Annotated in this window: 22 protein-coding genes; 10 read left to right on the top strand and 12 right to left on the bottom strand. The window is 57.6% G+C overall.

Annotation, left to right across the window (positions count from 1 at the left end):
- The first annotated feature begins 119 nt into the window (after positions 1-119).
- The 5 genes from radA (at position 120) to ACR0EV_RS08815 (ending at position 5,495) form a co-directional block, all read left to right on the top strand.
- Entirely contained in the window at positions 120-1,484 is a 1,365-nt protein-coding gene (gene radA / locus ACR0EV_RS08795) for a DNA repair protein RadA (RefSeq protein WP_171090399.1), read from the top strand.
- Between the two features lie 40 nt (positions 1,485-1,524).
- Positions 1,525-2,118: a CvpA family protein gene (locus ACR0EV_RS08800; protein WP_480799744.1), complete on the top strand. Its 594-nt coding sequence runs from the start codon at positions 1,525-1,527 to the stop codon at positions 2,116-2,118.
- Between the two features lie 651 nt (positions 2,119-2,769).
- The gene (gene purF / locus ACR0EV_RS08805; RefSeq protein WP_480799745.1) at positions 2,770-4,293 is read left to right on the top strand and encodes an amidophosphoribosyltransferase; all 1,524 of its coding nucleotides are present in this window, start codon (positions 2,770-2,772) and stop codon (positions 4,291-4,293) included.
- Between the two features lie 266 nt (positions 4,294-4,559).
- Positions 4,560-4,808, top strand: a complete 249-nt coding sequence (locus ACR0EV_RS08810; RefSeq protein WP_480799746.1) for a hypothetical protein — start codon at positions 4,560-4,562, stop codon at positions 4,806-4,808.
- A gap of 42 nt (positions 4,809-4,850) precedes the next feature.
- The gene (locus ACR0EV_RS08815) at positions 4,851-5,495 is read left to right on the top strand and encodes an SDR family NAD(P)-dependent oxidoreductase (RefSeq protein WP_480799747.1); all 645 of its coding nucleotides are present in this window, start codon (positions 4,851-4,853) and stop codon (positions 5,493-5,495) included.
- A 60-nt stretch (positions 5,496-5,555) separates the two neighbouring features.
- Here the strand turns inward: ACR0EV_RS08815 and ACR0EV_RS08820 are convergent, their stop codons facing one another.
- The 4 genes from ACR0EV_RS08820 to ACR0EV_RS08835 all read right to left on the bottom strand — a co-directional run bounded on the left by ACR0EV_RS08820 (position 5,556) and on the right by ACR0EV_RS08835 (position 8,088).
- Positions 5,556-6,398, bottom strand: a complete 843-nt coding sequence (locus ACR0EV_RS08820; RefSeq protein WP_480799748.1) for an ATP-binding protein — start codon at positions 6,396-6,398, stop codon at positions 5,556-5,558.
- Between the two features lie 113 nt (positions 6,399-6,511).
- Positions 6,512-7,393 (bottom strand): twin-arginine translocase subunit TatC, encoded by an 882-nt coding sequence (gene tatC, locus ACR0EV_RS08825; RefSeq protein ID WP_480799749.1) that lies wholly within the window; start codon positions 7,391-7,393, stop codon positions 6,512-6,514.
- Positions 7,390-7,848: a Sec-independent protein translocase protein TatB gene (tatB, locus tag ACR0EV_RS08830; protein ID WP_480799750.1), complete on the bottom strand. Its 459-nt coding sequence runs from the start codon at positions 7,846-7,848 to the stop codon at positions 7,390-7,392. Before tatB ends, tatC begins: the two co-directional genes overlap by 4 nt.
- 6 nt (positions 7,849-7,854) lie before the next feature.
- Positions 7,855-8,088, bottom strand: a complete 234-nt coding sequence (locus ACR0EV_RS08835; RefSeq protein ID WP_480799751.1) for a twin-arginine translocase TatA/TatE family subunit — start codon at positions 8,086-8,088, stop codon at positions 7,855-7,857.
- A gap of 222 nt (positions 8,089-8,310) precedes the next feature.
- Here ACR0EV_RS08835 and ACR0EV_RS08840 point away from each other — a divergent pair, with 222 nt between their 5' ends.
- Positions 8,311-8,616, top strand: coding sequence for a hypothetical protein (locus tag ACR0EV_RS08840; RefSeq protein ID WP_480799752.1), 306 nt, complete (start codon positions 8,311-8,313; stop codon positions 8,614-8,616).
- A 21-nt stretch (positions 8,617-8,637) separates the two neighbouring features.
- Positions 8,638-9,309 carry a helix-turn-helix transcriptional regulator gene (locus tag ACR0EV_RS08845; RefSeq protein ID WP_480799753.1) on the top strand — a complete coding sequence of 224 codons (672 nt, stop codon included), beginning with the start codon at positions 8,638-8,640 and terminating at the stop codon, positions 9,307-9,309.
- 63 nt (positions 9,310-9,372) lie between these two features.
- Here ACR0EV_RS08845 and ACR0EV_RS08850 read toward each other — a convergent pair whose 3' ends face one another.
- From ACR0EV_RS08850 to ACR0EV_RS08885, 8 genes are all read right to left on the bottom strand, one after another.
- A complete protein-coding gene (locus ACR0EV_RS08850; RefSeq protein WP_480799754.1) occupies positions 9,373-10,548 on the bottom strand; it encodes a peptidoglycan DD-metalloendopeptidase family protein in 1,176 nt (391 codons plus the stop codon).
- A gap of 62 nt (positions 10,549-10,610) precedes the next feature.
- Positions 10,611-11,261, bottom strand: coding sequence for a protein-L-isoaspartate(D-aspartate) O-methyltransferase (locus ACR0EV_RS08855; RefSeq protein ID WP_480799755.1), 651 nt, complete (start codon positions 11,259-11,261; stop codon positions 10,611-10,613).
- Entirely contained in the window at positions 11,258-12,040 is a 783-nt protein-coding gene (gene surE, locus ACR0EV_RS08860) for a 5'/3'-nucleotidase SurE (protein ID WP_480799756.1), read from the bottom strand. The genes ACR0EV_RS08855 and surE overlap by 4 nt, the downstream gene beginning before the upstream one ends.
- 113 nt (positions 12,041-12,153) lie before the next feature.
- Complete coding sequence (locus tag ACR0EV_RS08865) at positions 12,154-13,284, bottom strand: ABC transporter ATP-binding protein (protein WP_480799757.1); 1,131 nt, start codon at positions 13,282-13,284, stop codon at positions 12,154-12,156.
- Between the two features lie 45 nt (positions 13,285-13,329).
- Complete coding sequence (locus ACR0EV_RS08870; protein ID WP_480799758.1) at positions 13,330-14,382, bottom strand: methyltransferase domain-containing protein; 1,053 nt, start codon at positions 14,380-14,382, stop codon at positions 13,330-13,332.
- A gap of 106 nt (positions 14,383-14,488) precedes the next feature.
- Positions 14,489-15,601 carry a hypothetical protein gene (locus ACR0EV_RS08875; protein ID WP_480799759.1) on the bottom strand — a complete coding sequence of 371 codons (1,113 nt, stop codon included), beginning with the start codon at positions 15,599-15,601 and terminating at the stop codon, positions 14,489-14,491.
- Between the two features lie 2 nt (positions 15,602-15,603).
- Positions 15,604-16,383, bottom strand: coding sequence for an SDR family oxidoreductase (locus tag ACR0EV_RS08880; protein WP_480799760.1), 780 nt, complete (start codon positions 16,381-16,383; stop codon positions 15,604-15,606).
- Positions 16,384-16,458: 75 nt separating this feature from the next.
- On the bottom strand, positions 16,459-16,821 hold the full coding sequence (locus tag ACR0EV_RS08885) for a SnoaL-like domain-containing protein (RefSeq protein ID WP_480799761.1): 363 nt from the start codon (positions 16,819-16,821) through the stop codon (positions 16,459-16,461).
- A 109-nt stretch (positions 16,822-16,930) separates the two neighbouring features.
- Here ACR0EV_RS08885 and ACR0EV_RS08890 point away from each other — a divergent pair, with 109 nt between their 5' ends.
- The 3 genes from ACR0EV_RS08890 to ACR0EV_RS08900 are packed head-to-tail and all read left to right on the top strand — an operon-like array spanning position 16,931 to position 20,254.
- Positions 16,931-18,535 carry a peptide chain release factor 3 gene (locus tag ACR0EV_RS08890; protein ID WP_480799762.1) on the top strand — a complete coding sequence of 535 codons (1,605 nt, stop codon included), beginning with the start codon at positions 16,931-16,933 and terminating at the stop codon, positions 18,533-18,535.
- Positions 18,536-18,584: 49 nt separating this feature from the next.
- Positions 18,585-19,328: a hypothetical protein gene (locus ACR0EV_RS08895; RefSeq protein ID WP_480799763.1), complete on the top strand. Its 744-nt coding sequence runs from the start codon at positions 18,585-18,587 to the stop codon at positions 19,326-19,328.
- A complete protein-coding gene (locus tag ACR0EV_RS08900) occupies positions 19,325-20,254 on the top strand; it encodes a glycosyltransferase family 2 protein (protein ID WP_480799764.1) in 930 nt (309 codons plus the stop codon). The genes ACR0EV_RS08895 and ACR0EV_RS08900 overlap by 4 nt, the downstream gene beginning before the upstream one ends.
- Positions 20,255-20,362 lie beyond the last annotated feature (108 nt).

Raw genomic sequence — 20,362 nt, forward strand, 5'->3', positions numbered from 1 at the left:
CGTCAGCGCCCGCTGTGGGCGATGGCCCGTTCGGGGCCTGAGGCCGCAGCGCGCCACCGGCGGTGAGGAAAGCCCACAAGGGCTTGAAGAACCGCCCAAGCTCGGGCACCAAAGGCCGCATGGCAAAAACGACTTCTTTCTCCTGCTCGGCCTGCGGAGCAACACATACGCGGTGGTCCGGACGCTGCGATGCCTGCGGCGAATGGAACACCATCGTTCAGGACGTGCCCCTTTCGGCTGGCCCGACAAAGAAATCCCTCGGCGGCAAACGCGGCCAGTCCATTGCACTCACGGATTTGTCGACCGAGGAAACCCCACCGCCCCGCACCCTTTGCGGCGTGGAAGAACTTGACCGGGTGTTGGGCGGTGGTCTGGTCCCGGCATCTGCCCTTCTGGTGGGTGGAGATCCGGGTATCGGTAAATCCACGCTGCTGTTGCAGGCTGCTGCCCGGTTCGCGCGTGCTGGTGTCAAAACCATCTACGTCTCGGGCGAGGAAGCCAGCGCACAGGTTCGGATGCGTGCACGCCGCCTGGGGCTGGAGGACGCGCCTGTCCAACTGGCCGCAGAAACCAACCTGCGCGACATCCTTACGACGCTTGAGGCCGAAAAGCCCGGTCTGGCGATCATCGACTCGATCCAGACCATGTGGGCCGACAATGTGGACAGTGCGCCGGGCTCGGTGTCACAAGTCCGGGCCGCAGCCCATGAATTGACCACATTTGCGAAACGACACGGCGTTTCGATCATCATGGTCGGCCATGTCACCAAGGAAGGCCAGATTGCCGGTCCCCGCGTGGTCGAACATATGGTCGACACGGTGCTGTATTTTGAAGGCGAGCGCGGCCACCAGTTCCGCATCCTGCGCGCCGTCAAGAACCGCTTTGGCCCCGCTGATGAGATCGGTGTCTTCGAGATGACCGGAAAAGGGCTGGCTCAGGTCACGAACCCTTCGGCCCTGTTCCTTTCGGAACGCGGCACGCCCAGCCCCGGTTCGGCCGTCTTTGCAGGCATTGAAGGCACCCGCCCCGTTCTGGTCGAATTGCAGGCGCTGGTTGCCCCGTCGCCCCATTCCCAACCCCGCCGCACGGTTGTTGGATGGGACAGCGGACGTCTGGCCATGATCCTTGCTGTGCTCGAGGCGCGTTGCGGAATCCCGTTTGCAGGCCTTGATGTCTATCTGAACGTCGCCGGAGGGCTAAAGGTCAGCGAACCCGCCGCAGACCTCGCGGTTGCCGCTGCGTTACTCAGCGCGCGTGAAGACACTGCCCTGCCCGCCGACACCGTCGTTTTCGGAGAAATCTCGCTATCAGGGGCACTTAGACCCGCTCCGCAGACAGAAAACAGGTTGAAAGAAGCTCAAAAACTTGGTTTCACAGCGGCAATTGCTCCGGCAGGTGGCAAAACCGGCACTGTGGCAGGTCTGTCACTCACCCGACCCTCTGATTTGGTTGGGTTTGTTGGCGAAACCTTCGGAGCAGGTTAAAGTCGCGCCCTGAGGGGCAGAAAACGAACAGGCGAGGGCCATGGAAGGTTTTACAATAATTGACGGGGTCGTTGCCCTCGTCATCGTGGTGTCGGGCTTGTTGGCCTACTCACGTGGTTTCATGCGCGAAGTTCTGGCCATTGCAGGCTGGGTCGCAGCGGCTGTTCTGGCGTTTATCTTTGCTCCGCAGGCCGTCCCACTGGTCAAGGAAATCCCCGTTGTCGGAGACTTCCTGCGCGACAGCTGCGAGCTTTCGGTCATCACCGGCTTTGCTGCCGTATTCGCAATCGCTCTGATCGTGGTCAGCATCTTTACACCGTTGTTTTCATCACTGGTGCAACGCTCGGCCCTGGGCGGTCTGGATCAGGCGCTTGGTCTGTTCTTCGGCATCGCGCGGGGCATCCTGCTGGTTGCGATCGCTTTCTTTGTCTACGACACCGTGATGACCGGTCAGTCCTACACGATCGTCGACGAAAGCCGCTCGGCCAAGGTCTTTGAACAATTCAGCGGTCAGATCGAAGAACAAAACCCCGAAGCCGCTTTGGGCTGGGTTACCGCACAGTATGAAGAACTAGTGGCCAGCTGCACCGCAGACAACGCACAACCGGCAACCACTGCGCCTGCGGACGGCTAAACGCCTCGCAATTCATGGTTCATCGAAAGCCCGGCTCTGACCGGGCTTTTTCTTGCGGGTCAGATAAAACCTTCGCCACCGCAAACAGTGCATTTGATCGTTTTTAATCCGAAACACCCATCACACCGGCTGGAGATGGGTTTGCCCAGAATATCGCGGCTTTTGACAACTTCGCCGGCGCCGTTGCAGATCTGACAAGGAGCGCGCCCCATGCCCCGGCATCGATGGCACCGTTGCTTGACCCGTTCCGGTTTCTTTTGCTGAGACTTATGTTGCCACATTCGGATCCTCTGGGTGTTTCTCCAATCCAGACTTATGCATATTCATGCGCATGACAGCATATATGACTGCACATGTCATCCGTTTCCCGAACATGAGCGTCGAGGACAATTTCAGCCTGCGGCAATTGGTAAATGTGATCCTTTGATGACAGCCACGCCATTAGGCTTTATGTGGAGGCCAACCCGCCACGGAATCGGAGCCACCGATCTTGTTCTTTCTGTATGAATGCGCGCTGGTCGTGATGATGATCGCCCTATTGGCGTCATTTTTTTCTGCCTCAAATACACCCGCGCACGCGTCACAGATTGTCCGAAGCCGTAAAGCGGTCAGTCCTCAGATCAAATCGTCATAGAAGTTGGAGCCCCGTAAATGTGTGGGATTTTGGGAATCGCAAGCCGGACACACGATGTGTTTGCCGAGATCTATGACGGGCTGCTGATGCTGCAGCACCGGGGTCAGGATGCCTCGGGGATTGTGACCTTCAATGGCGAGTTTTTCCGGGAAAAGAAGGCCAACGGACTGGTCAAGGATGTGTTCAATGCAAAGGATGCCGAAACGCTGTTGGGTTATGTCGGAATGGGTCATGTCCGGTATCCCACCGCTGGTTCGCTCAGCGCGGCCGAGGCTCAGCCGTTCTTTGTGAACGCGCCTTATGGCATCTATCTGGTTCACAACGGCAACATTACCAATACCGCAGAACAACGCGAGAAAGTTACAGGCAAGTACAGCCGTCACCTGCGCACAACGTCAGATTCCGAAATCCTGTTGAACGTTCTGGCCGACAAAGTGGCCGACGCGATCAAGGTGAACGGCAATGCAGAACCCATCCGCAACCTGTTTGCAGGTGTGAAGATGACGATGGAGCGGGTTCAAGGCGCTTATTCCGTGATCTGTCTGGTTGCAGGCGTCGGGATGCTGGCCTTCCGCGATCCGTTTGGCATTCGCCCCTTGTCGGTTGCGAAACGCTCAGTGGACGGCGCAGGAGATGACTATGCGTTCGCCTCGGAAGATGTGGCCTTTGGCATCAATGGCTTTGAGAAGCTGCGTGACTTGCGACCGGGCGAAGCGATCCTGATCGATCTGGACGGCAACATGCATGAGTTTCAGGCCGTCGAAGGCAAACTGACGCCATGTATCTTTGAGTATGTCTATCTGGCGCGCCCGGACTCACTGCTGGACGGTGTCTCGGTCTACAAGACCCAGATGCGCATGGGTCAGACACTGGCCAAGCAGATTCAGGAGTCCGGTCTGGAAATCGACCGGATCATACCGGTGCCGGACAGTGCCCGCCCCGTGGCGCTGGAAGCTGCAAAGATCACAGGCATCCCCTATCGCGAAGGTCTGGTCAAGAACCGCTATGTCGGGCGCACCTTCATCATGCCCGGTCAGGCAGAGCGACAGAAATCCGTCCGCCGTAAGCTGAACGCCGTGCCGTTGGAGTTTGATGGTCACAGTGTTCTGCTGATCGACGATTCCATCGTACGCGGCAACACTATCAAAAAGATCGTTCAGATGTGCCGCGACGCCGGCGCCAAAAAAGTCTACGTCGCCAGCGCCTCGCCCCCGGTGAAGTATCCCAATGTCTACGGCATCGACATGCCGACCAAGGCAGAACTGATCGCAAACGGCAAAGAGATCGAGGAGATCCGCGAAGAATTGGGTGCGGATGCGCTGTTCTATCAGCATTTGGATGACCTGATCTGGGCCGCCAAAGAAGGCAATCCAGAGATCGAAGCCTTTGACTGCTCATGCTTTGACGGAAACTACATCACCGGCAGCGTCAGCGAAGATTATCTGGACAGCTTGGAAAACAGCACCCGCGTCAGCAAAAAACGTGCAGATATGCAGGTTCCGGGCGGGTCGTGGAACGCAGCTAAGCTGGCGTCTGGCTGAACGGGCTCACCTTTACTACCCGCAGCTAAGGGCAAACGATTCGCCATCGGAACGTTACAACTACATTCGCTTCGGGCCGTTGAGATGAGTGGGAATTTGCCACAACTCAGCGGTGAATGCCACGTGATCTCAAGGGCTTTTTAGCGGGGCGACTTTGTCTCAATGACTTCTGTGTGTCATGCGCTTTTGCTTCCGTTTCGGTTTTGATACTTGGCCCGCACCACTCACTTAAAAAGGGGTTTGGGCTACGGTCCAAGCCGCAGATCATGTCGAATGCAAAAGTCAAAAGCGCGGCCACGCAGCGGGGCGCGATGAAGAAGAATTCCGTCTCGGTTCTTGGAGTTTTTGGACCTAAGGCCGACCTGCGGGCCCTTATGCGGCTTTCATCGGGCCGTGTCAAAGAGGTAAAAACCGGAAGCCGGGTCGCCTCGGGCACGGTGGTTGCGATTGATGAACATGGCATCATGCTGCGACAAAGCGGCCAGACCAAGCGGATCCCTATTCCCGGCAGCTAATCGCGACTTGACGCCCCGCGCGCAGGGGTTCAAACCGCAGCCATGACCGATCAGACCAAAATCGCCCTTATCACCGGGGCCTCTCGCGGGTTGGGCGCTGCCCTCGCCGAAGCGTTGACGCCCGAGTATCACATTGTTGCGGTCGCCCGTACCACCGGCGGCCTGGAAGAGTTGGACGACCGGATCAAGGCAAAGGGAGGTTCGGCAACGCTGGCCCCCATGGACATCACCGATCCAAATGCCATGGCGACCTTGTGCAGGGGAATACATGACCGTTGGGGCAAGGTGGATCTGTGGTTGCACACGGCGATCCATACCTCGGCCCTGACACCAACTCATTTCATTGATCCGAAAGAGTGGGCAAAGGCCGTTAACACCAACGCCAATGCGACCTCGGTTCTGATCCCGTACGTAACGCCCCTGCTGGGTGAAAACGGCCACGCGGTGTTCTTTGACGACCCGAAGGCCGGCGAGAAGTTCTATGGCATCTATGGGGCCACCAAGGCCGCGCAGATGGCCCTGGCCCGCAGTTGGGCCGCGGAAACTGAACGCACCGGCCCACGCGTTTCAATTGTCGAACCTGCGCCTATGCCCACCGCCGTACGCGCACGGTTCCATCCCGGAGAAGACCGGGACGCGTTGAACAGCACGGCAAGTGAAGCCGCGCGCATTCTGGCGCTGCTATAGGAAATGGCCCTCGCGGGCCATGCCTCCGGCGGAGGTATTTTTAGCCAGATGAAGCTGGGATCAGGCGATGTGAACGCCGTTGCGCCCGGCCAGATCGACAAAGAATTGCCAGGCAACACGGCCTGAGCGCGAGCCGCGCGTGGCTTGCCATTCAGTGGCTTCGGCCCTCAGGGTGTCTGCATCGACCGATACGCCATAGGCCGCACAATAGCGGTCAATCATGGCCAGGTATTCGTCCTGATCGCAGGGGTGGAAGCCCAGCCAAAGCCCAAAACGGTCGGACAGCGAAACCTTTTCCTCAACCGCCTCGGATGGGTTGATCGCGCTGGAGCGTTCGTTTTCGATCATGTCCCGCGGCATAAGATGACGACGATTCGAGGTGGCGTAGAACACGACATTTTCCGGGCGACCTTCGATGCCACCGTCCAGAACGGCCTTGAGCGATTTGTAATGCTGGTCATCGTGGCTGAACGACAGATCATCACAGAACAAAATAAACCGGTGCGGTGCGGCGCGCAGATGGTTCAGAAGGCGTGCAACCGACGCCATATCCTCGCGTTGTAACTCCACCAGCTTTAAATCTGGATGGTCCGTTTGCAGGGTTCCGTGCACTGCCTTGACAAGGCTGGACTTGCCCATCCCCCGCGCGCCCCACAACAACGCGTTGTTCGCTTTGTATCCGGCGGCAAACCGGCGCGTGTTATCAAGCAAGGTGTCGCGCGACCGATTGATGCCAACCAACAGATCCAAATCGACGCGGTTGATCTGCTTCACTGGTTCTAACCGGTCGGGTTCCACATGCCAGACAAATGCAGGGGCTTCGTCGAAATCCGGGGCGGCCAACGGGGCCGGTGCCATGCGGTCCAGCGCATCAGCGATACGGTTCAGGGCTTGATCATCCATAGGGGCCTCCGGTCGTTTTGGCGTTCAAACCATGTTCCTTCCGGCGCAACAAGAGGCGGAAACGAAAAAGGCGCGCCAGCGATTGGCGCGCCTTGTTCAGTATTTTCTATAGATCACGATTTTTCTTCGTAATCCTGCATATTATCGGCATCCGCTTCAGCCTCTTCATCGTCGTAATAGCCGTCGGCACGTAGTTGTTCTTCGCGCTTGCGTTCGACCCGAGCGACCAGGAAGATAGACACTTCATAGAGTCCATAAACCACCACAAACAGAATAACCTGCGTGATCACGTCCGGGGGTGTCACGATCCCCGCCAAGATCAAAATCGCGACCACTGCATACTTACGTACGGCACCCAGCCCTTCGGCGCTGACCAACCCGGCCTTTCCCATCAAAGTCAGTAGCACCGGCAATTGGAAACATAAGCCAAAGGCTACAATAAACTTGATTGTCAGGTTCAGGTATTCCTGAGCCGAGCCCTGAAACACCACGCTCAAAGGAGCACCGGTTGTCTCGTCAATCACAGCCTCCCCCTCGCTGCCAAATTGCTGGAAGCTCAGGAAGAAGTCATAGGCCAATGGCGTGACAATGTAGAAAGCGAAGCTGGCCCCGAGTAAAAACATGAAGGGCGAGGCAAGCATAAACGGGAGAAAAGCATTCTTTTCAGTCCGGTACAGCCCAGGTGCCACAAAGCGCCAAAGCTGCAAGCCTATATATGGAAAAGCCAGAATGAACCCGCCAAACAGGGACACCTTGATTGCAACAAAGAAACCTTCTTGTGGAGAGATGAATATCAGACCGCAATCCTGCCCCCGTTCGGACAAGGCTTCGCACAGCGGCGCAGTCAGAAAATTGAAGATCGGCGTAGCGATGGCAAAACAAACGAACATGCCGACAACAAAAGCTGCAACACAATGGATCAACCGTGTGCGCAGTTCGGCCAGATGTTCAATCAGTGGGGCCGAGGTATCTTCGATCTCGTCGGTCTTGCTCATTTCTTGCTTTCAGAATTTACAGCGGCTTCAGCCTCTTCAGCCTTTGCCAAGGCATCAGCCGCTTCTTTGGCTTTTCGTTCTGCTGCTGCTCGAGCGGTCGTAGCTTGGATCTTCTTGGCTTGCTCGGCCCGTTCTGCCGCAAGTTTCCCCGTTTCACTGTCCGGATCAAACTTGGTCGGATCAATACTCTTAGCCATATCCTGTGCAGCTTGCTTGACGCTGTCCACTGCTGTGTTCATGGGCTGAGTCGCTGAACTTAACCCCTTTTGAATATCGGCCACGCCAGATTGATCTGCAGCTTCATTCATCGCGCTGCTAAATTCGCGCGCCATGCCCCGGGCTTTACCGACCCAGCGCCCTACGTTGCGAAACAGCACAGGCAGGTCTTTCGGACCCACGACAATCAGAGCAACAACTCCAATTACCAGAAGCTCGGTAAAGCCAAGATCGAACATCTGATGTTACGCTTTGTCTTTGTCAGAGTTAGGTGTGACGTCCTTTGCCACCTCAGACGCATCTTGTTCCAGCTCTTCTGTGCCTTCTTTTACGCCCTTCTTAAACGATGTGATCCCTTTACCGACTTCACCCATCAGCGAGCTGATCTTTCCGCGGCCAAATAAAACGAGAATTACGATGGCAATCAGCAACCAGCCGACCGGTGGGACGTTGGTCAATACCATGGGTGTTGTGATCATGTGATCTCTCCTTGCTACAACGACGCATACAACGTCGGATTTTCATTCTCTGCGCTTGTTTACGCGCCAAAGCCCGATCTCAAAAGGGCGGTAGATCAAATTGATGCCCAATTTTGATGTGATCCGGCAGAATCTAAGGGTTCGCCTTTTCCTACTGACAGGTTTATGTCAGTAGGGTATGGATAAGAAGACGATATCGAAACCTGGTCAACGGAGAACCATATGACCCATGTTGCTGAAATCGTCACCTTCACACTTGCCAATGGCACCACACCGGAAGAGTTCGTGAAACTCAGCCAAGCCTCAGAGACCTTTGTGCGCAGCGCACCGGGCTTTGCCCATCGCCAGTTAAGCCAGGGAGAAGACGGGCGTTGGACCGATTATGTTGTCTGGACGGACATGAAAGCAGCCAAGGACGCCGCCGCACAATTCCCGCAACAGGACTTCTGCGCCGGGCTGATGGCAGCCATCAACCCTGAAAGCATTCAGATGCGCCACGAGAATGTGTTATGGAACATGACCGCCTAAGTGCGGCCCGGACGGCGTAATATGCGCCGGACGGATCGCCTGTTTGACATCATCCAGATCTTGCGCGACGGCAAACTGCACCGTGCGCAGGACATTGCGGACCGGCTTGAGGTGTCGGTTCGCACCATCTATCGCGATATGGATACACTGGTGGCTTCGGGTGTTCCGGTCGAAGGCGAACGTGGCGTAGGCTATATGGTCCGCGAGCAGATCACCCTGCCCCCGCTGAACCTGACACCAGCCGAGCTTGAGGCGCTGAACCTCGGCATGGCCATCGTAGCCGAGGCCGCCGATCCTGACCTGAAAGCCGCTGCCAATTCTCTGGCTGACAAAATCGATGCCGTCTTGCCCACGCAGGTCGTGGCCGAGGCGGACGCCTGGAAGTTCGCAGTCTACCCGTTTGCTGACGCCGCTCGTGGGCTGGCACATATGGCCCCGATCCGCGCGGCCATCAAAACGCGTCAGAAACTGCACTTGCGCTATCGCAGGATCGACGGCGTTCTGACCGAACGTACCATCCGCCCGCTTCACATGGAGTACTGGGGTCGCGTCTGGACCCTCACCGCCTGGTGCGAGCTTCGCCAGGGTTTCCGCGTTTTCCGCATCGACCTGATCGAAACTGTCGCGCCGCTACCGGAACTCTTTGCGGACGAACCCGGCAAACGCCTGAGCGATTATGACCCAAACGTCTGACCTTCTTCATCTTTTTCAAAAATACTCCCGCCGGAGGCATGGCCCGAAAAGGGCCATTCACCCTCACTTCAGGTAGGGCTCTGGATCAACAGACTCGAACCCTTTGCGCACTTCAAAATGTACATAGGCGTTGTCTCCACCCCGCAGCTGCGCCAGCTTTTGTCCGCGACGCACGCGGTCACCTTTCTTAACGGTGATGTCGTCCACATTGGCATAAACAGTCAGCAGATCGTTTTTGTGTTTGACCACGATGATCGGAACCTGATCCGCATCCGCCGTTATCGCCGCAACAGTGCCCGCCTCGGCCGCTGTGACAGCCGTACCGGGTGCTGCAGCGATGTCGATGCCTTCATTCTTGCCTTTGTTGTAACCACGGATGATGGTTCCGCTCACCGGCAGTGAGAGGGCTGAAGATCGTGTGTTGGTCGGGGCTTCAGCGGTGACATCCGGTGCCTCTGCCAATGGCGCAACTTTTTCTTCAGGCAGCGGTTGGGTGGCACTTGGCGGGGTCGGTGTCGGCGATCCCTGCCCTGGCTCGGTGACTTCAGTAGCCGCAACAGGTGCCGCTGCCGCCGCAGCGCTTTGCCGTGGCGCAGCCTGGTTCTTGACTGGAATCAACAGGAACTGACCTTCGCGTACGGTAAAATCGGGCCCCAGCCCGTTCCATTCCGCAAGCGCGTCAACCGGCACCTGATAGAGCCGCGAGATGGTATAGGCCGTCTCACCCCGTTTAACCTTGTGCCGAACCGGTTCCGGCCCCGAAGGCACAGGGGCGGCGGTTGGCGCGGGTTTCGCTGGTTCCAATGTCGTTGTCTGAACCGCGCCCGTATCCGGGGCCTGATCGATCGCGCTTCCGGCTACCGAAGCGATATCCACCCCGCTACCGGCACCAACCGAGCGCGGCAGAGCCAGAACTTCGCCTTCTCGCAAAGTGTCGGTGGTCTGCAATCCGTTGAAGCGCGACAACTCTCCTTCCGGCAGGCCAACCCGCGCGGCAACGTCGCGCACCGTGTCGCCCTGACGGGCCACGACAACCTGATAGTTGGGATAAGTGATCACGCCCCGACTGTCCGGCGTTGGCCGCGAAGTTGTGGCAGATTGTGCCGCATCGGTTGTCGAGAACCCGCCGACCTGCCCACGCAGATCATAGTCCAAAGGCCCTTCACACCCGGCCAGAACAGCCACAGCGACCAGTCCGGTCGCGCAGCGGCGCATAGCTGATTTGGATACTGCTTTCATAATTCTGTCCTCAAAGCCTGCCCCTGTTTTTCGGGGTTCCGGCGACCAATTCACAAAGCCTGTTACGTCTCGTCCTTCCCAAGCCCCTCCAGCAGGGGCACAAAACGAACCGACGTCAATTCATCATAGTCCAGACCGGTTTCGGTGCGCGTCACTTTGATCAACTGCTGCACGGCGTCCGACTGACCCACGGGTAAAACCATAATACCCCCGATTTTCAGCTGCGCCAAGAGCGGGCCCGGAGGGTCTTCGGCCGCAGCGGTCACAATGATTCTGTCAAAGGGTGCCTGCTCCGGCAGTCCAAAGGAACCGTCAGACAACATGGCAGTGATATTGGTCAGCCCCAGGTCGGCGAACAGCTTACCTGTTTCGTTGACCAGCCGCCTGTGGCGCTCGACCGTGTATACCCGACGCGCCAGTTTGGACAGGACCGCCGCCTGATAACCCGAACCGGTACCAATCTCGAGCACAGTGTCGCGTGCGCGCACATCCAGCGCCTGCGTCATCAGCCCGACAACCGAAGGCTGGCTGATGGTTTGGCCGCACGCAATCGGCAGCGGCATGTCCTCATAAGCGCGGTCTGCAAACAGACCAGTGACAAACCGTCCCCGGTCCACCTGCTCCATCGCCGCCAGAACACGCGCATCGGTCACGCCCCGTTTGCGCAGGGCAAACAGGAACTGCATTACGGTTTCAGGGTCCAGTCCGCTCATTCGACTGCCTTCAGCGCCTCCAGCATGTCGTAGGCGGTCAGGTCAGCGCGCATCGGCGTGACCGAGATATAGCCTTCCAGATTGACCGCCGCATCGGTGCCCGGAGCCGTCGGGTTGTGCTGATAGCCGCCCTTGATCCAAAGGAACCGTCGCCCCGAAGGTGAGCTGTGCGGTTCGACCGAGAAATGCGTGTCGCGGCGGAAGCCTTGCGCAGCGACGCGCGTGCCCAGCACCTCATCTGCCGGAACAGGTGGGAAATTCACGTTGTAGAACAGGCGGTAATCGCCCTGCTCTGTCGGATTAGCACCCAGAATACGCCGGACCAGATCGGCCCCAAACCGCGCAGCAGCCTCAAACGGATCATCCAGCCCCAGATTGCGTGGGCCGAAATACTGCGACAGTGCAATTGCCGGCACACCTTGCAGGGCTGCCTCCATCGCTCCACCGATAGTGCCTGAGTAAAGCGTATTCTCAGCCGAATTGTTCCCCCGGTTCACACCTGACAAAACCAGATCGGGTCGGCAGTCTGCCATCACATCATGCAGCCCCGCCAAAACGCAATCCGCAGGCGACCCTTCGGCTGCATAGCGCCGCTCGCTCAGCTTGGCGATCATTGTGGGATGGGTGTAGCTGATGCAATGCCCGACCCCGGATTGCTCGAAGGCAGGCGCGACCACCCAAACTTCGCCATCCGGCCCAGCCAGTTCGGCCGCAATCGCCTCAAGCGTGATCAAGCCCGGAGCGTTGATCCCGTCATCATTGGTCAGAAGAATACGCATTGCCCGTTTTACCCCCGCGTTTGGCCCTTGATAGACCCCGGCCTGCGTTGCGGCAAGCGACGCAGGACTGCAATCTGAGGCTTTCGCGCACCACTTGGGTGGAAATCGTTAGGTCAAGTTTTGCTCTCGGGGAACACAAAACACCTGTCTCGGCGAATGGTCAGCCACATGACGCGACCCGGCCCCGGCACAAAGACATTTGGAACTGTCGCCTTGAGGATCGAGCCGTCATAATCCATGCGAAACTCGACAAGGCTTTCGTTTCCTAAAAAGCGCGCACGCTCGACCACGCCTCGCGCAGCCACACCAGCCGAGGGCGTGGGCGAAGGCCCCTTACCATTGCGGTCAAAGTCCAGCTTGACGTGCTGCGGGCGGAATACAATTTCGACATCCGTTCCGTCCGGGATGCCCGGCGCAAGAAACTGACCAAACGGCGTATCTGCCAAAGCCCCATTCACTTGCGCCCGCAACACGTTGACATCACTGAAAAAAGCCACTGCAGCTTTGTCCGCAGGCCGCGTGTAAACGTTATAGGGCGCGCCTTGCTGCACCACCTTGCCGCGCCGCATCAGGGCGATCTCATCCGCCATGCGCATCGCCTCTTCCGGCTCGTGCGTGACCAGCAGAACGGCGGCGTCCTCTTCCTTGAGGATGGACAGCGTTTCGTCCCGAATGCCGTCACGCAGACGGTTGTCGAGACCAGAAAACGGCTCGTCCATCAACATGATCCGGGGTCGCGGTGCCAAGGCGCGGGCCAGCGCCACACGCTGCTGCTCACCCCCCGACAGTTGATGCGGAAATCCGTCGATGAAGCGCATCAGGTCTACTTTGCGCAGCAGCTCCTCAACCCGGGTGCGTTTCTCATCCTTGCTGCCCTTAAGGCCAAACGCCACGTTGTTGGCCACGCTCAGATGCGGAAACAGCGCGAAATCCTGAAACATCAGGCCAATCTCTCGCCGTTCTGGCGGCACTCGGAAGACAGTGTCACAGATCAGCTTGCCATCAACATAGATCTCGCCCGAGTCCTGCATCTCGACCCCGGCGATCATGCGCAGCGTTGTGGATTTACCGCAGCCCGAAGGCCCCAGCAAACACGTCACCTTGCCCGCCTGCACGGTCAGTGACACGTCATCCACCACAACCCGGCCTTCGAACCGGCGGATAATGTTGCGAATTTCCAGACGTGGAGGAGTTGCGTTACCTGTCACCGATGGACCCCAATTGCCTTTCCCGATCAATTCCATCGGGCTTAGGCGGGGATAGCAACCCCGCCCCTCAGGTGCAAGGGATCAGCAGCAGCCACCGCCCATTGATGCGGCCTCACCCACAGCTTCAAACGGGCTTTCACCGCCGCAGCCTTCGAAGATGCCGTAATGGGTCGAGAAGTCACCGATAAAGTCAAAGTGTCGCGCGAACCGTGTGTCCTGCAGCATCATCCATGTGTTGCCACAGACCGGAAAGACCTTGCCGGTTTCGATGATGTGATGATCGTCCAGAACAAACTCATGCGGGGCGTTGGGCACAGTGCCCTTATAGATCACCGCCTGGCCGTAATCTTCGCAAGCCGGTTCCAGCGCGGGCAGTTTGAACAATCGATACGTCGCCGACAGGAACTTAAGCGGTGCCACACGTGCTTCGAGCGCGGGATTTTCGATCGTCAACGGACGGTGCGTTTCGCGTCTTGGATCACCAAAACCGGCCTTACGGGCCATCGACAGGAAATCATTCCAGTACAATGCACCCGACAGACATTCTCCATACAGCACTTCATCCTCGGCCATCGCCTGCGGGATACGGCGGTCTGCGTAGACGTCCGAGAAATACATCTCGCCGCCTTCTTTCAGCAGCCGATGCGCGCCGCGCAGAACCGCATCTTTGTCGGTGGCCAGGTTGATGACGCAGTTCGACACGATGATGTCGAAGGATCCGGGCTCCAAGTCCAGCTCATCCAGCTTTTCGATATAGCCGTGATGGAATTCAACGTTGCTTTTGGCGTGGCCAAAGGCTTGGGCATGATAGTCCTGATGCGCACGGGCAACGTCCAACTGTTCTGGCGTCATGTCGACACCAACAACCCGGCCCGTTTCACCGACCATGGCTGACAAGGCGTAGACGTCCCGCCCCGCGCCGCAGCCCAGATCGAGGATCGACATGCCCTCAAGATCCAGAGGCGCGATCAGACCACAGCCGTAGTAACGGGTCAGCACTTCGTCATGAATTTTCGACAGGATCTTTTTCACGTGATCCGGCATGTCATCGGGCGTACAGCACGCATTGGTCTGCAAATCCGCACTGCTTTGCAGGACTTCACCATAGTAATTCTGCACCGATTCATGCTTCATCGCAGTCTTCCCTTCATACATGGTTGTTTTGCAGGTAATGCAGCGCGCTGCGTCAAGCAATCCAAAGCCCGCGTTTTTTACAAAAGCGTTAACTTTCTACGTGGTCCTAGCCCAGCAGTTCGAAATCGACACCTGCGCGAACCTTACCGTTCACCTGCACCTCAAGACGATGCGCGCCGGGCACCAGTTTGAACGTTGTGGCGTCGCCCTTCAGCTTATGTCGCTTGGTCAGTTGCAGGTGACCGTTTTTAAGCGCCGCCTGTTTAAGCTTATGCACCTTGGCCGAGGTTTTTCCACCAGGACGTTGAAAGTGAACGATATAATCGACCAGAACCGGTTGTTCCTTTGCACCGGTCAGTGTCACTGAAAACTCCAGCGCATCACCGATCCGGGCTTCAGAAATCACGTCAACTGACGCTGTTACTTCTGCATCCGGGTCATACCCCAACACCTTCATCGCCTCGGGATGCCCTGCTTTCACCAGCCCGCGCAATGTGTGGGACGTCATCCAATCCAACTCAGCCGCGTTTTGCTGCCCAGCAACGCGCCACTTCTCCAAGCGTTCCAGCACCAATTCAGGATGTTTCTTGGTGATGTCGTTCAGATGATTGGCCACAGACCGAGTAACATACCGCGTTTCGTCCCCGTGCAGTTGGTCCAGCAGCGGTAGCGGATCGGTCGATTCCAGATCAACGCCCTGCCCCCAAGGCAACCGGGGGCGTGTGCCCTCGCTGACCAATCGGCGCACGTGATAACTGTCATGACTGCACCACTGGTGCATTCGCTTTAAAACAGCATCTGGGTCTTGGTTCAGAAACGGGCGAATGGCCCATTCCATAGAAAACCGCTGTGTTATTTCTTCCAGCACATCCAGCGCCAGTTCCACGTGATCCTGCCCGATCGCCGCCACCCATTCGCCCAAAGGGGCAAAGATGAAATCCCCGAAATCGTCATCTGTCTTCGTGGGGTCCAACGGCGGCGGCAAAGCGCGCAGGATGACGGGGGCAACCGTTGGCAGATCGCCCGGCACAGCCTGTTGAAGACAGTCTGAAATCCAGGCCATTCTCTCTTTCAGTTCCAGTTCCAGCAGGCGCGACATGACCTGGGCATGAAACGCATCGGCATCAAAAGATGCATCAGCTGCGTCAAACAAACCCGCGAGATAACGGGTTTTTTCCGCATTGAACAACTGGTCTTTCAAGGAGAAATTCTGAGCCATGTTTACATCGTCATGTTTCCGGCGCCACCGTCCAGCAGAATGTTCTGCCCGACGATGAAACCCGCCTGTTGCGAACAAAGAAACGCACAAGCGGCACCGAACTCCTGCCGCGTGCCATAGCGGCGTGCAGGGATCGTGGCAGCTCGGTTTGCGCGCGCCTCATCCATCGAAATGCCTTGTTGCGATGCGACACCGCTGTCCAGTGAATCCGCCCGATCGGTGGCATGAATTCCCGGCAACAGGTTGTTGATATTGACCCCAAAGGGCGCAACCTGACGCGACGTGCCGGCCACGTAACCAGTCAGGCCCGTGCGCGCCGCGTTCGACAACCCCAAGGCCGGGATCGGAGCACGCACCGATTGCGACGTGATGTTGACGACACGGCCCCATCCTTTGTCGATCATTCCGGGCAACAATGCTGTCATAAACGCAATTGGCGTCAGCATGTTAGCATCCAACGCCTTAATGAAGTCGTCACGATCCCAGTCCGACCACAAACCCGGAGGGGGGCCACCTGCATTTGTCACAAGGATATCAACGCCCTGCGCTGCATCTATCACGGCTTCTTGCCCTTCAGTTGAGGTGACATCACAGGCAACGGTATTCACCTTGACGCCGTAGTCATTCTGCAGACGCGCAGCCTCAGCCTCCAAAGCGTCAGAACCTCGCGCGTTCATCACCAGATCAACGCCTGCTTCGGCCAACGCCTCGGCACAGCCCAATCCCAACCCTTTGCTGCTGGCACACACCAGCGCACGTTTTCCCTGTATGCCCAGATCCATTCTGATCCCCTTTGCCTGTCTACTTGCGCATGTCTAGCACTGGCCAGACAAAGAAGACCAGAAACGGTTCGTTCATCAGTAAAAGAACTCTTCCCGAACGATTTTGCCATCGGCCACGTGGTAAACACCGACTTCGCGCATATCGAATGCTTCACCCGTTTCTTTCACAGTGCCCTGCACTTCGAAAATCACAGCAAAGCGGTCGTCACCATGGGGAAACGGGTCACTGACGGAAGCCCCCGAGACTTCATGAGCACTTTCCCACCACTCATGCTTGCCACGTATGGCTTCTACGCCGTGGGTTTCGCGCCCCATGCCCTGAAAGTCCTGCCCTTCGACCGAAACAGCATCCGGAGCATAAAGTTTTTCAAGGTTTTCCTTGGCGCGATCCTCACGGCATCCGGCGACCAGTTCATCTGCAATCTCTTTTAAATTCATTGATCCTCTCCATTATTTGTTCACTATATGTTCTTATTGCCACAGGCGTATGATTCGAACCAGCCCCTTTGTCTTGCTTCGGCGGGTTTCCCCGCATATATGCGCGCTCATGCTTGATACCTCGAACCAACCCACCCTGCCGCCCGAGATCGCCCGTCGCCGGACATTCGCCATCATCTCGCACCCGGATGCGGGCAAGACCACGTTGACGGAAAAGTTCCTGCTGTACGGGGGCGCGATCCAAATGGCTGGTCAGGTGCGCGCCAAGGGCGAGGCACGGCGTACGCGGTCGGACTTTATGCAGATGGAAAAGGATCGGGGCATCTCGGTTTCCGCATCGGCAATGTCGTTCGACTATGACAATTTCCGCTTCAATCTGGTGGACACGCCCGGTCACAGCGATTTCTCGGAAGACACTTATCGCACACTGACTGCGGTAGACGCGGCCGTCATGGTGATCGATGGTGCGAAAGGTGTGGAAAGCCAGACGCAAAAACTGTTCGAGGTCTGCCGTCTGCGCGATCTTCCGATCCTGACCTTCTGTAACAAGATGGACCGCGAGAGCCGCGATACGTTCGAGATTATCGACGAAATTCAGGAAATGCTGGCTATCGACGTTACGCCCGCTGCGTGGCCGATTGGCGTGGGTCGTGACTTCATCGGCTGTTACGACATGCTGCGCGACCGGTTGGAATTGATGGACCGCGCTGACCGCAACAAGGTGGCGGAAAGCATCGAAATCAACGGGTTGGACGACCCGAAATTGGCCGAACATGTGCCCGAGCATCTGCTGGAAAAACTGCTGGAAGAGGTCGAGATGGCGCGTGAACTGCTGCCAGCACTTGACCCGCAGGCGGTTTTGGAAGGCCACATGACCCCGATCTGGTTTGGTTCGGCGATCAATTCGTTTGGCGTCAAAGAGCTGATGGAAGGTATCGGCGCTTATGGCCCGCAGCCGCAGGTTCAGTCCGCTGAACCGCGTCAGATCGCCCCCGACGAGAAGAAAGTCGCAGGCTTTGTCTTCAAGGTTCAGGCCAATATGGACCCGAAGCACCGCGACCGGGTGGCCTTTGTGCGTATGGCGTCAGGCCATTTCAAACGCGGCATGAAACTGACCCATGTGCGGTCCAAAAAGCCAATGGCGATCTCGAACCCTGTGCTGTTCCTCGCCTCTGACCGCGAACTGGCCGAAGAGGCTTGGGCCGGGGACATCATCGGCATCCCCAACCACGGGCAACTGCGCATCGGCGATACGTTGACCGAGGGCGAGGCGCTGCGCGTGACTGGCATTCCTTCGTTTGCGCCGGAACTGCTGCAGGGCGTGCGCGCTGGCGATCCGATGAAAGCCAAACATCTGGAAAAAGCCCTGATGCAATTTGCCGAAGAAGGCGCGGCCAAGGTGTTCAAACCCTCGATCGGGTCGGGCTTTATCGTCGGCGTTGTCGGCGCGCTGCAATTCGAAGTGCTCGCCAGCCGGATCGAGATGGAATACGGCTTGCCAGTACGGTTTGAAGCGTCGCAATTCACCTCGGCCCGATGGGTCAGCGGCGAGAAGGCGGAGGTCGAAAAATTCGTCAACGCCAACAAGCAGCACATCGCCCATGATCATGACGGTGACATCGTCTATCTGACACGCCTGCAATGGGATATTGACCGGGTGGTGCGCGACTATCCCGCGCTGAACCTGACCGCGACAAAAGAGATGATGGTGTGATCCAACTGGCTGATTGCGCAGCCGAACCCGGCTGTGCAATCCTGCGCGCATGAGTGACGACGAACTGACCTATCCCGGTGGCCTGCCCGACATGCTGGACAGCTATGAGAACCGGCGCAACCCGTTTCAGTTCGGCACACTCACCTTACCCGATCTTGACGTCGATCTGGATGATCTGGCCAGACGCACGGTTCCAGACAGCGCCACCGAAGTGCCGGCCGGACGCAGCACCACTTGGGATCGCAAACGCGCCCAAATCGCGCGCGAGTTTGTTGGTCAGTCAGAACTGGCCTTCCTGAACGCGCAATTGATTTCGAACCTTAGAAAACGGTCCTTTCCCCGCCACGCGCCAGCCCTGTTCTGCCGGTTGTGGGATGAACAGTCCGACCACCTGTTAGGAACGCTTGACTTGCGCTGGCTGGTGTCTTCGGTTCAGACATTTGCAGACCACGGCCAGACAGCGACACAGCGCGAGGTGGGTCATGCGTTGCGGATGCTGTTTGGCCTAATGAAGCTTTATGAGTTTGAACGCCTATTCTCGGGACTGGCCCCGGATACGCCCTTTCGGTTCGAAGACAAAAACCATGTGGATCTGCCCTTTCAGATGAAGGGGTTTTCCTTTGAAAAAGGCGGGTTGGACGTCAATCTTATCGCGCCAATCTGGACCCGGGCAATGCACGACCCGACCATCGCACCGTTGGTCGATCATCTGATGACGGAGCTCAACAAAGATCCCGGCGGTGTCTTTCGCCGCCTGAAGCACATGCGCGACGCCCGCGCACCGCGCGCATGACGACGTGGGGCATCGTCTCGATGGTTCGCGGCCCGACCGAGAACGTGCTACGTTTTGTGGCCCATCACCTCGATCTGGGCGCGGACTTTATGTACATTTACATGGACGAACCCAATCGGCTTACATTTCGAACCCTTCGGATGCACCCCAAGGTGCGTGTGCGGGTCTGCGATGATGCGTTCTGGGAAAAGCGAGGTCGCGCTCGGCCGGAAAAGCATCAGGTTCGTCAAACGGTTCATGCAACCTTTGCCTATCGCAACACGCCGCTGGACTGGCTTGCGCATATTGACGTCGACGAGTTTCTTTGGTCCCCAACCCCCATCGCCGAAGTGCTGGGCAATGTGCCGCCCAACATCAACGCCGCCCGTGTCCGCCCGATGGAGGCGCTTGCAACTGGCGACGATCTGTACAAGGCACACATCCCCCAGGGCCCCAACCGCGAGGCTCTGGTCGAAGCCATCTATCCAACCTACGGAGCATTTGTTCTGGGCGGTTTTCTCAGCCATGTGCAAGGCAAGCTGTTCGTTCGCACCGGCCTGAAATACCTGAACTTCCGCATCCACAACCTGTTTCAGAACAAAAAGCTGCTGCCTTGCAAATACGAGCTGCCCGAGGTCGAGTTGTGCCACCGTCACGCCCCTGATTGGGATCACTGGATCGGGCATTACCAATTTCGCATGGATCGCGGCTCTTATCAGGCAGGCATGGCCCCCAATGTCCCGCGCGAACAGGGTGGTCTGAGCAAGAACGAACTGTTCAATTGGATCCAAGCCGAACAGGGTGCGGACGGGTTGCGCGCGTTTTATGATGAGATGAGCGGCGTAGACCCCGAGGTTCGTACCCGTTTGGAACAGCACGGCCTGTTGCGTCACCGCCCCTTGGATCTGGACGCAAAGCTGGCGAAACACTTCCCCGGAAGCTGCTGAATTGTTGCGGAAAATCCTGTATCACCGCGGCGCGAGACGGATTAAGCGGTCTTCATTTGACCCTGATCCACGTTTTTGTTATGTCCGCCCCCAAGCCGAACAGGCGCA

The sequence above is a fragment of the Ruegeria sp. CF8 genome (assembly GCF_056537285.1).

Bases quoted from the DNA above. Each gene is read 5' to 3' on its own strand.
- surE (WP_480799756.1), bottom strand. From the start codon at position 12,040: ATGCGTATTCTTCTGACCAATGATGACGGGATCAACGCTCCGGGCTTG.
- ACR0EV_RS08820 (WP_480799748.1), bottom strand. From the start codon at position 6,398: ATGGATGATCAAGCCCTGAACCGTATCGCTGATGCGCTGGACCGCATG.
- ACR0EV_RS08845 (WP_480799753.1), top strand. From the start codon at position 8,638: ATGCGCCGGACGGATCGCCTGTTTGACATCATCCAGATCTTGCGCGAC.
- ACR0EV_RS08850 (WP_480799754.1), bottom strand. From the start codon at position 10,548: ATGAAAGCAGTATCCAAATCAGCTATGCGCCGCTGCGCGACCGGACTG.
- ACR0EV_RS08870 (WP_480799758.1), bottom strand. From the start codon at position 14,382: ATGAAGCATGAATCGGTGCAGAATTACTATGGTGAAGTCCTGCAAAGC.
- tatC (WP_480799749.1), bottom strand. From the start codon at position 7,393: ATGAGCAAGACCGACGAGATCGAAGATACCTCGGCCCCACTGATTGAA.
- ACR0EV_RS08890 (WP_480799762.1), top strand. From the start codon at position 16,931: ATGCTTGATACCTCGAACCAACCCACCCTGCCGCCCGAGATCGCCCGT.
- radA (WP_171090399.1), top strand. From the start codon at position 120: ATGGCAAAAACGACTTCTTTCTCCTGCTCGGCCTGCGGAGCAACACAT.
- ACR0EV_RS08855 (WP_480799755.1), bottom strand. From the start codon at position 11,261: ATGAGCGGACTGGACCCTGAAACCGTAATGCAGTTCCTGTTTGCCCTG.
- tatB (WP_480799750.1), bottom strand. From the start codon at position 7,848: ATGTTCGATCTTGGCTTTACCGAGCTTCTGGTAATTGGAGTTGTTGCT.
- ACR0EV_RS08865 (WP_480799757.1), bottom strand. From the start codon at position 13,284: ATGGAATTGATCGGGAAAGGCAATTGGGGTCCATCGGTGACAGGTAAC.
- ACR0EV_RS08875 (WP_480799759.1), bottom strand. From the start codon at position 15,601: ATGGCTCAGAATTTCTCCTTGAAAGACCAGTTGTTCAATGCGGAAAAA.
- ACR0EV_RS08880 (WP_480799760.1), bottom strand. From the start codon at position 16,383: ATGGATCTGGGCATACAGGGAAAACGTGCGCTGGTGTGTGCCAGCAGC.
- ACR0EV_RS08840 (WP_480799752.1), top strand. From the start codon at position 8,311: ATGACCCATGTTGCTGAAATCGTCACCTTCACACTTGCCAATGGCACC.
- ACR0EV_RS08835 (WP_480799751.1), bottom strand. From the start codon at position 8,088: ATGATCACAACACCCATGGTATTGACCAACGTCCCACCGGTCGGCTGG.
- ACR0EV_RS08895 (WP_480799763.1), top strand. From the start codon at position 18,585: ATGAGTGACGACGAACTGACCTATCCCGGTGGCCTGCCCGACATGCTG.
- purF (WP_480799745.1), top strand. From the start codon at position 2,770: ATGTGTGGGATTTTGGGAATCGCAAGCCGGACACACGATGTGTTTGCC.
- ACR0EV_RS08800 (WP_480799744.1), top strand. From the start codon at position 1,525: ATGGAAGGTTTTACAATAATTGACGGGGTCGTTGCCCTCGTCATCGTG.
- ACR0EV_RS08885 (WP_480799761.1), bottom strand. From the start codon at position 16,821: ATGAATTTAAAAGAGATTGCAGATGAACTGGTCGCCGGATGCCGTGAG.
- ACR0EV_RS08810 (WP_480799746.1), top strand. From the start codon at position 4,560: ATGTCGAATGCAAAAGTCAAAAGCGCGGCCACGCAGCGGGGCGCGATG.
- ACR0EV_RS08815 (WP_480799747.1), top strand. From the start codon at position 4,851: ATGACCGATCAGACCAAAATCGCCCTTATCACCGGGGCCTCTCGCGGG.
- ACR0EV_RS08900 (WP_480799764.1), top strand. From the start codon at position 19,325: ATGACGACGTGGGGCATCGTCTCGATGGTTCGCGGCCCGACCGAGAAC.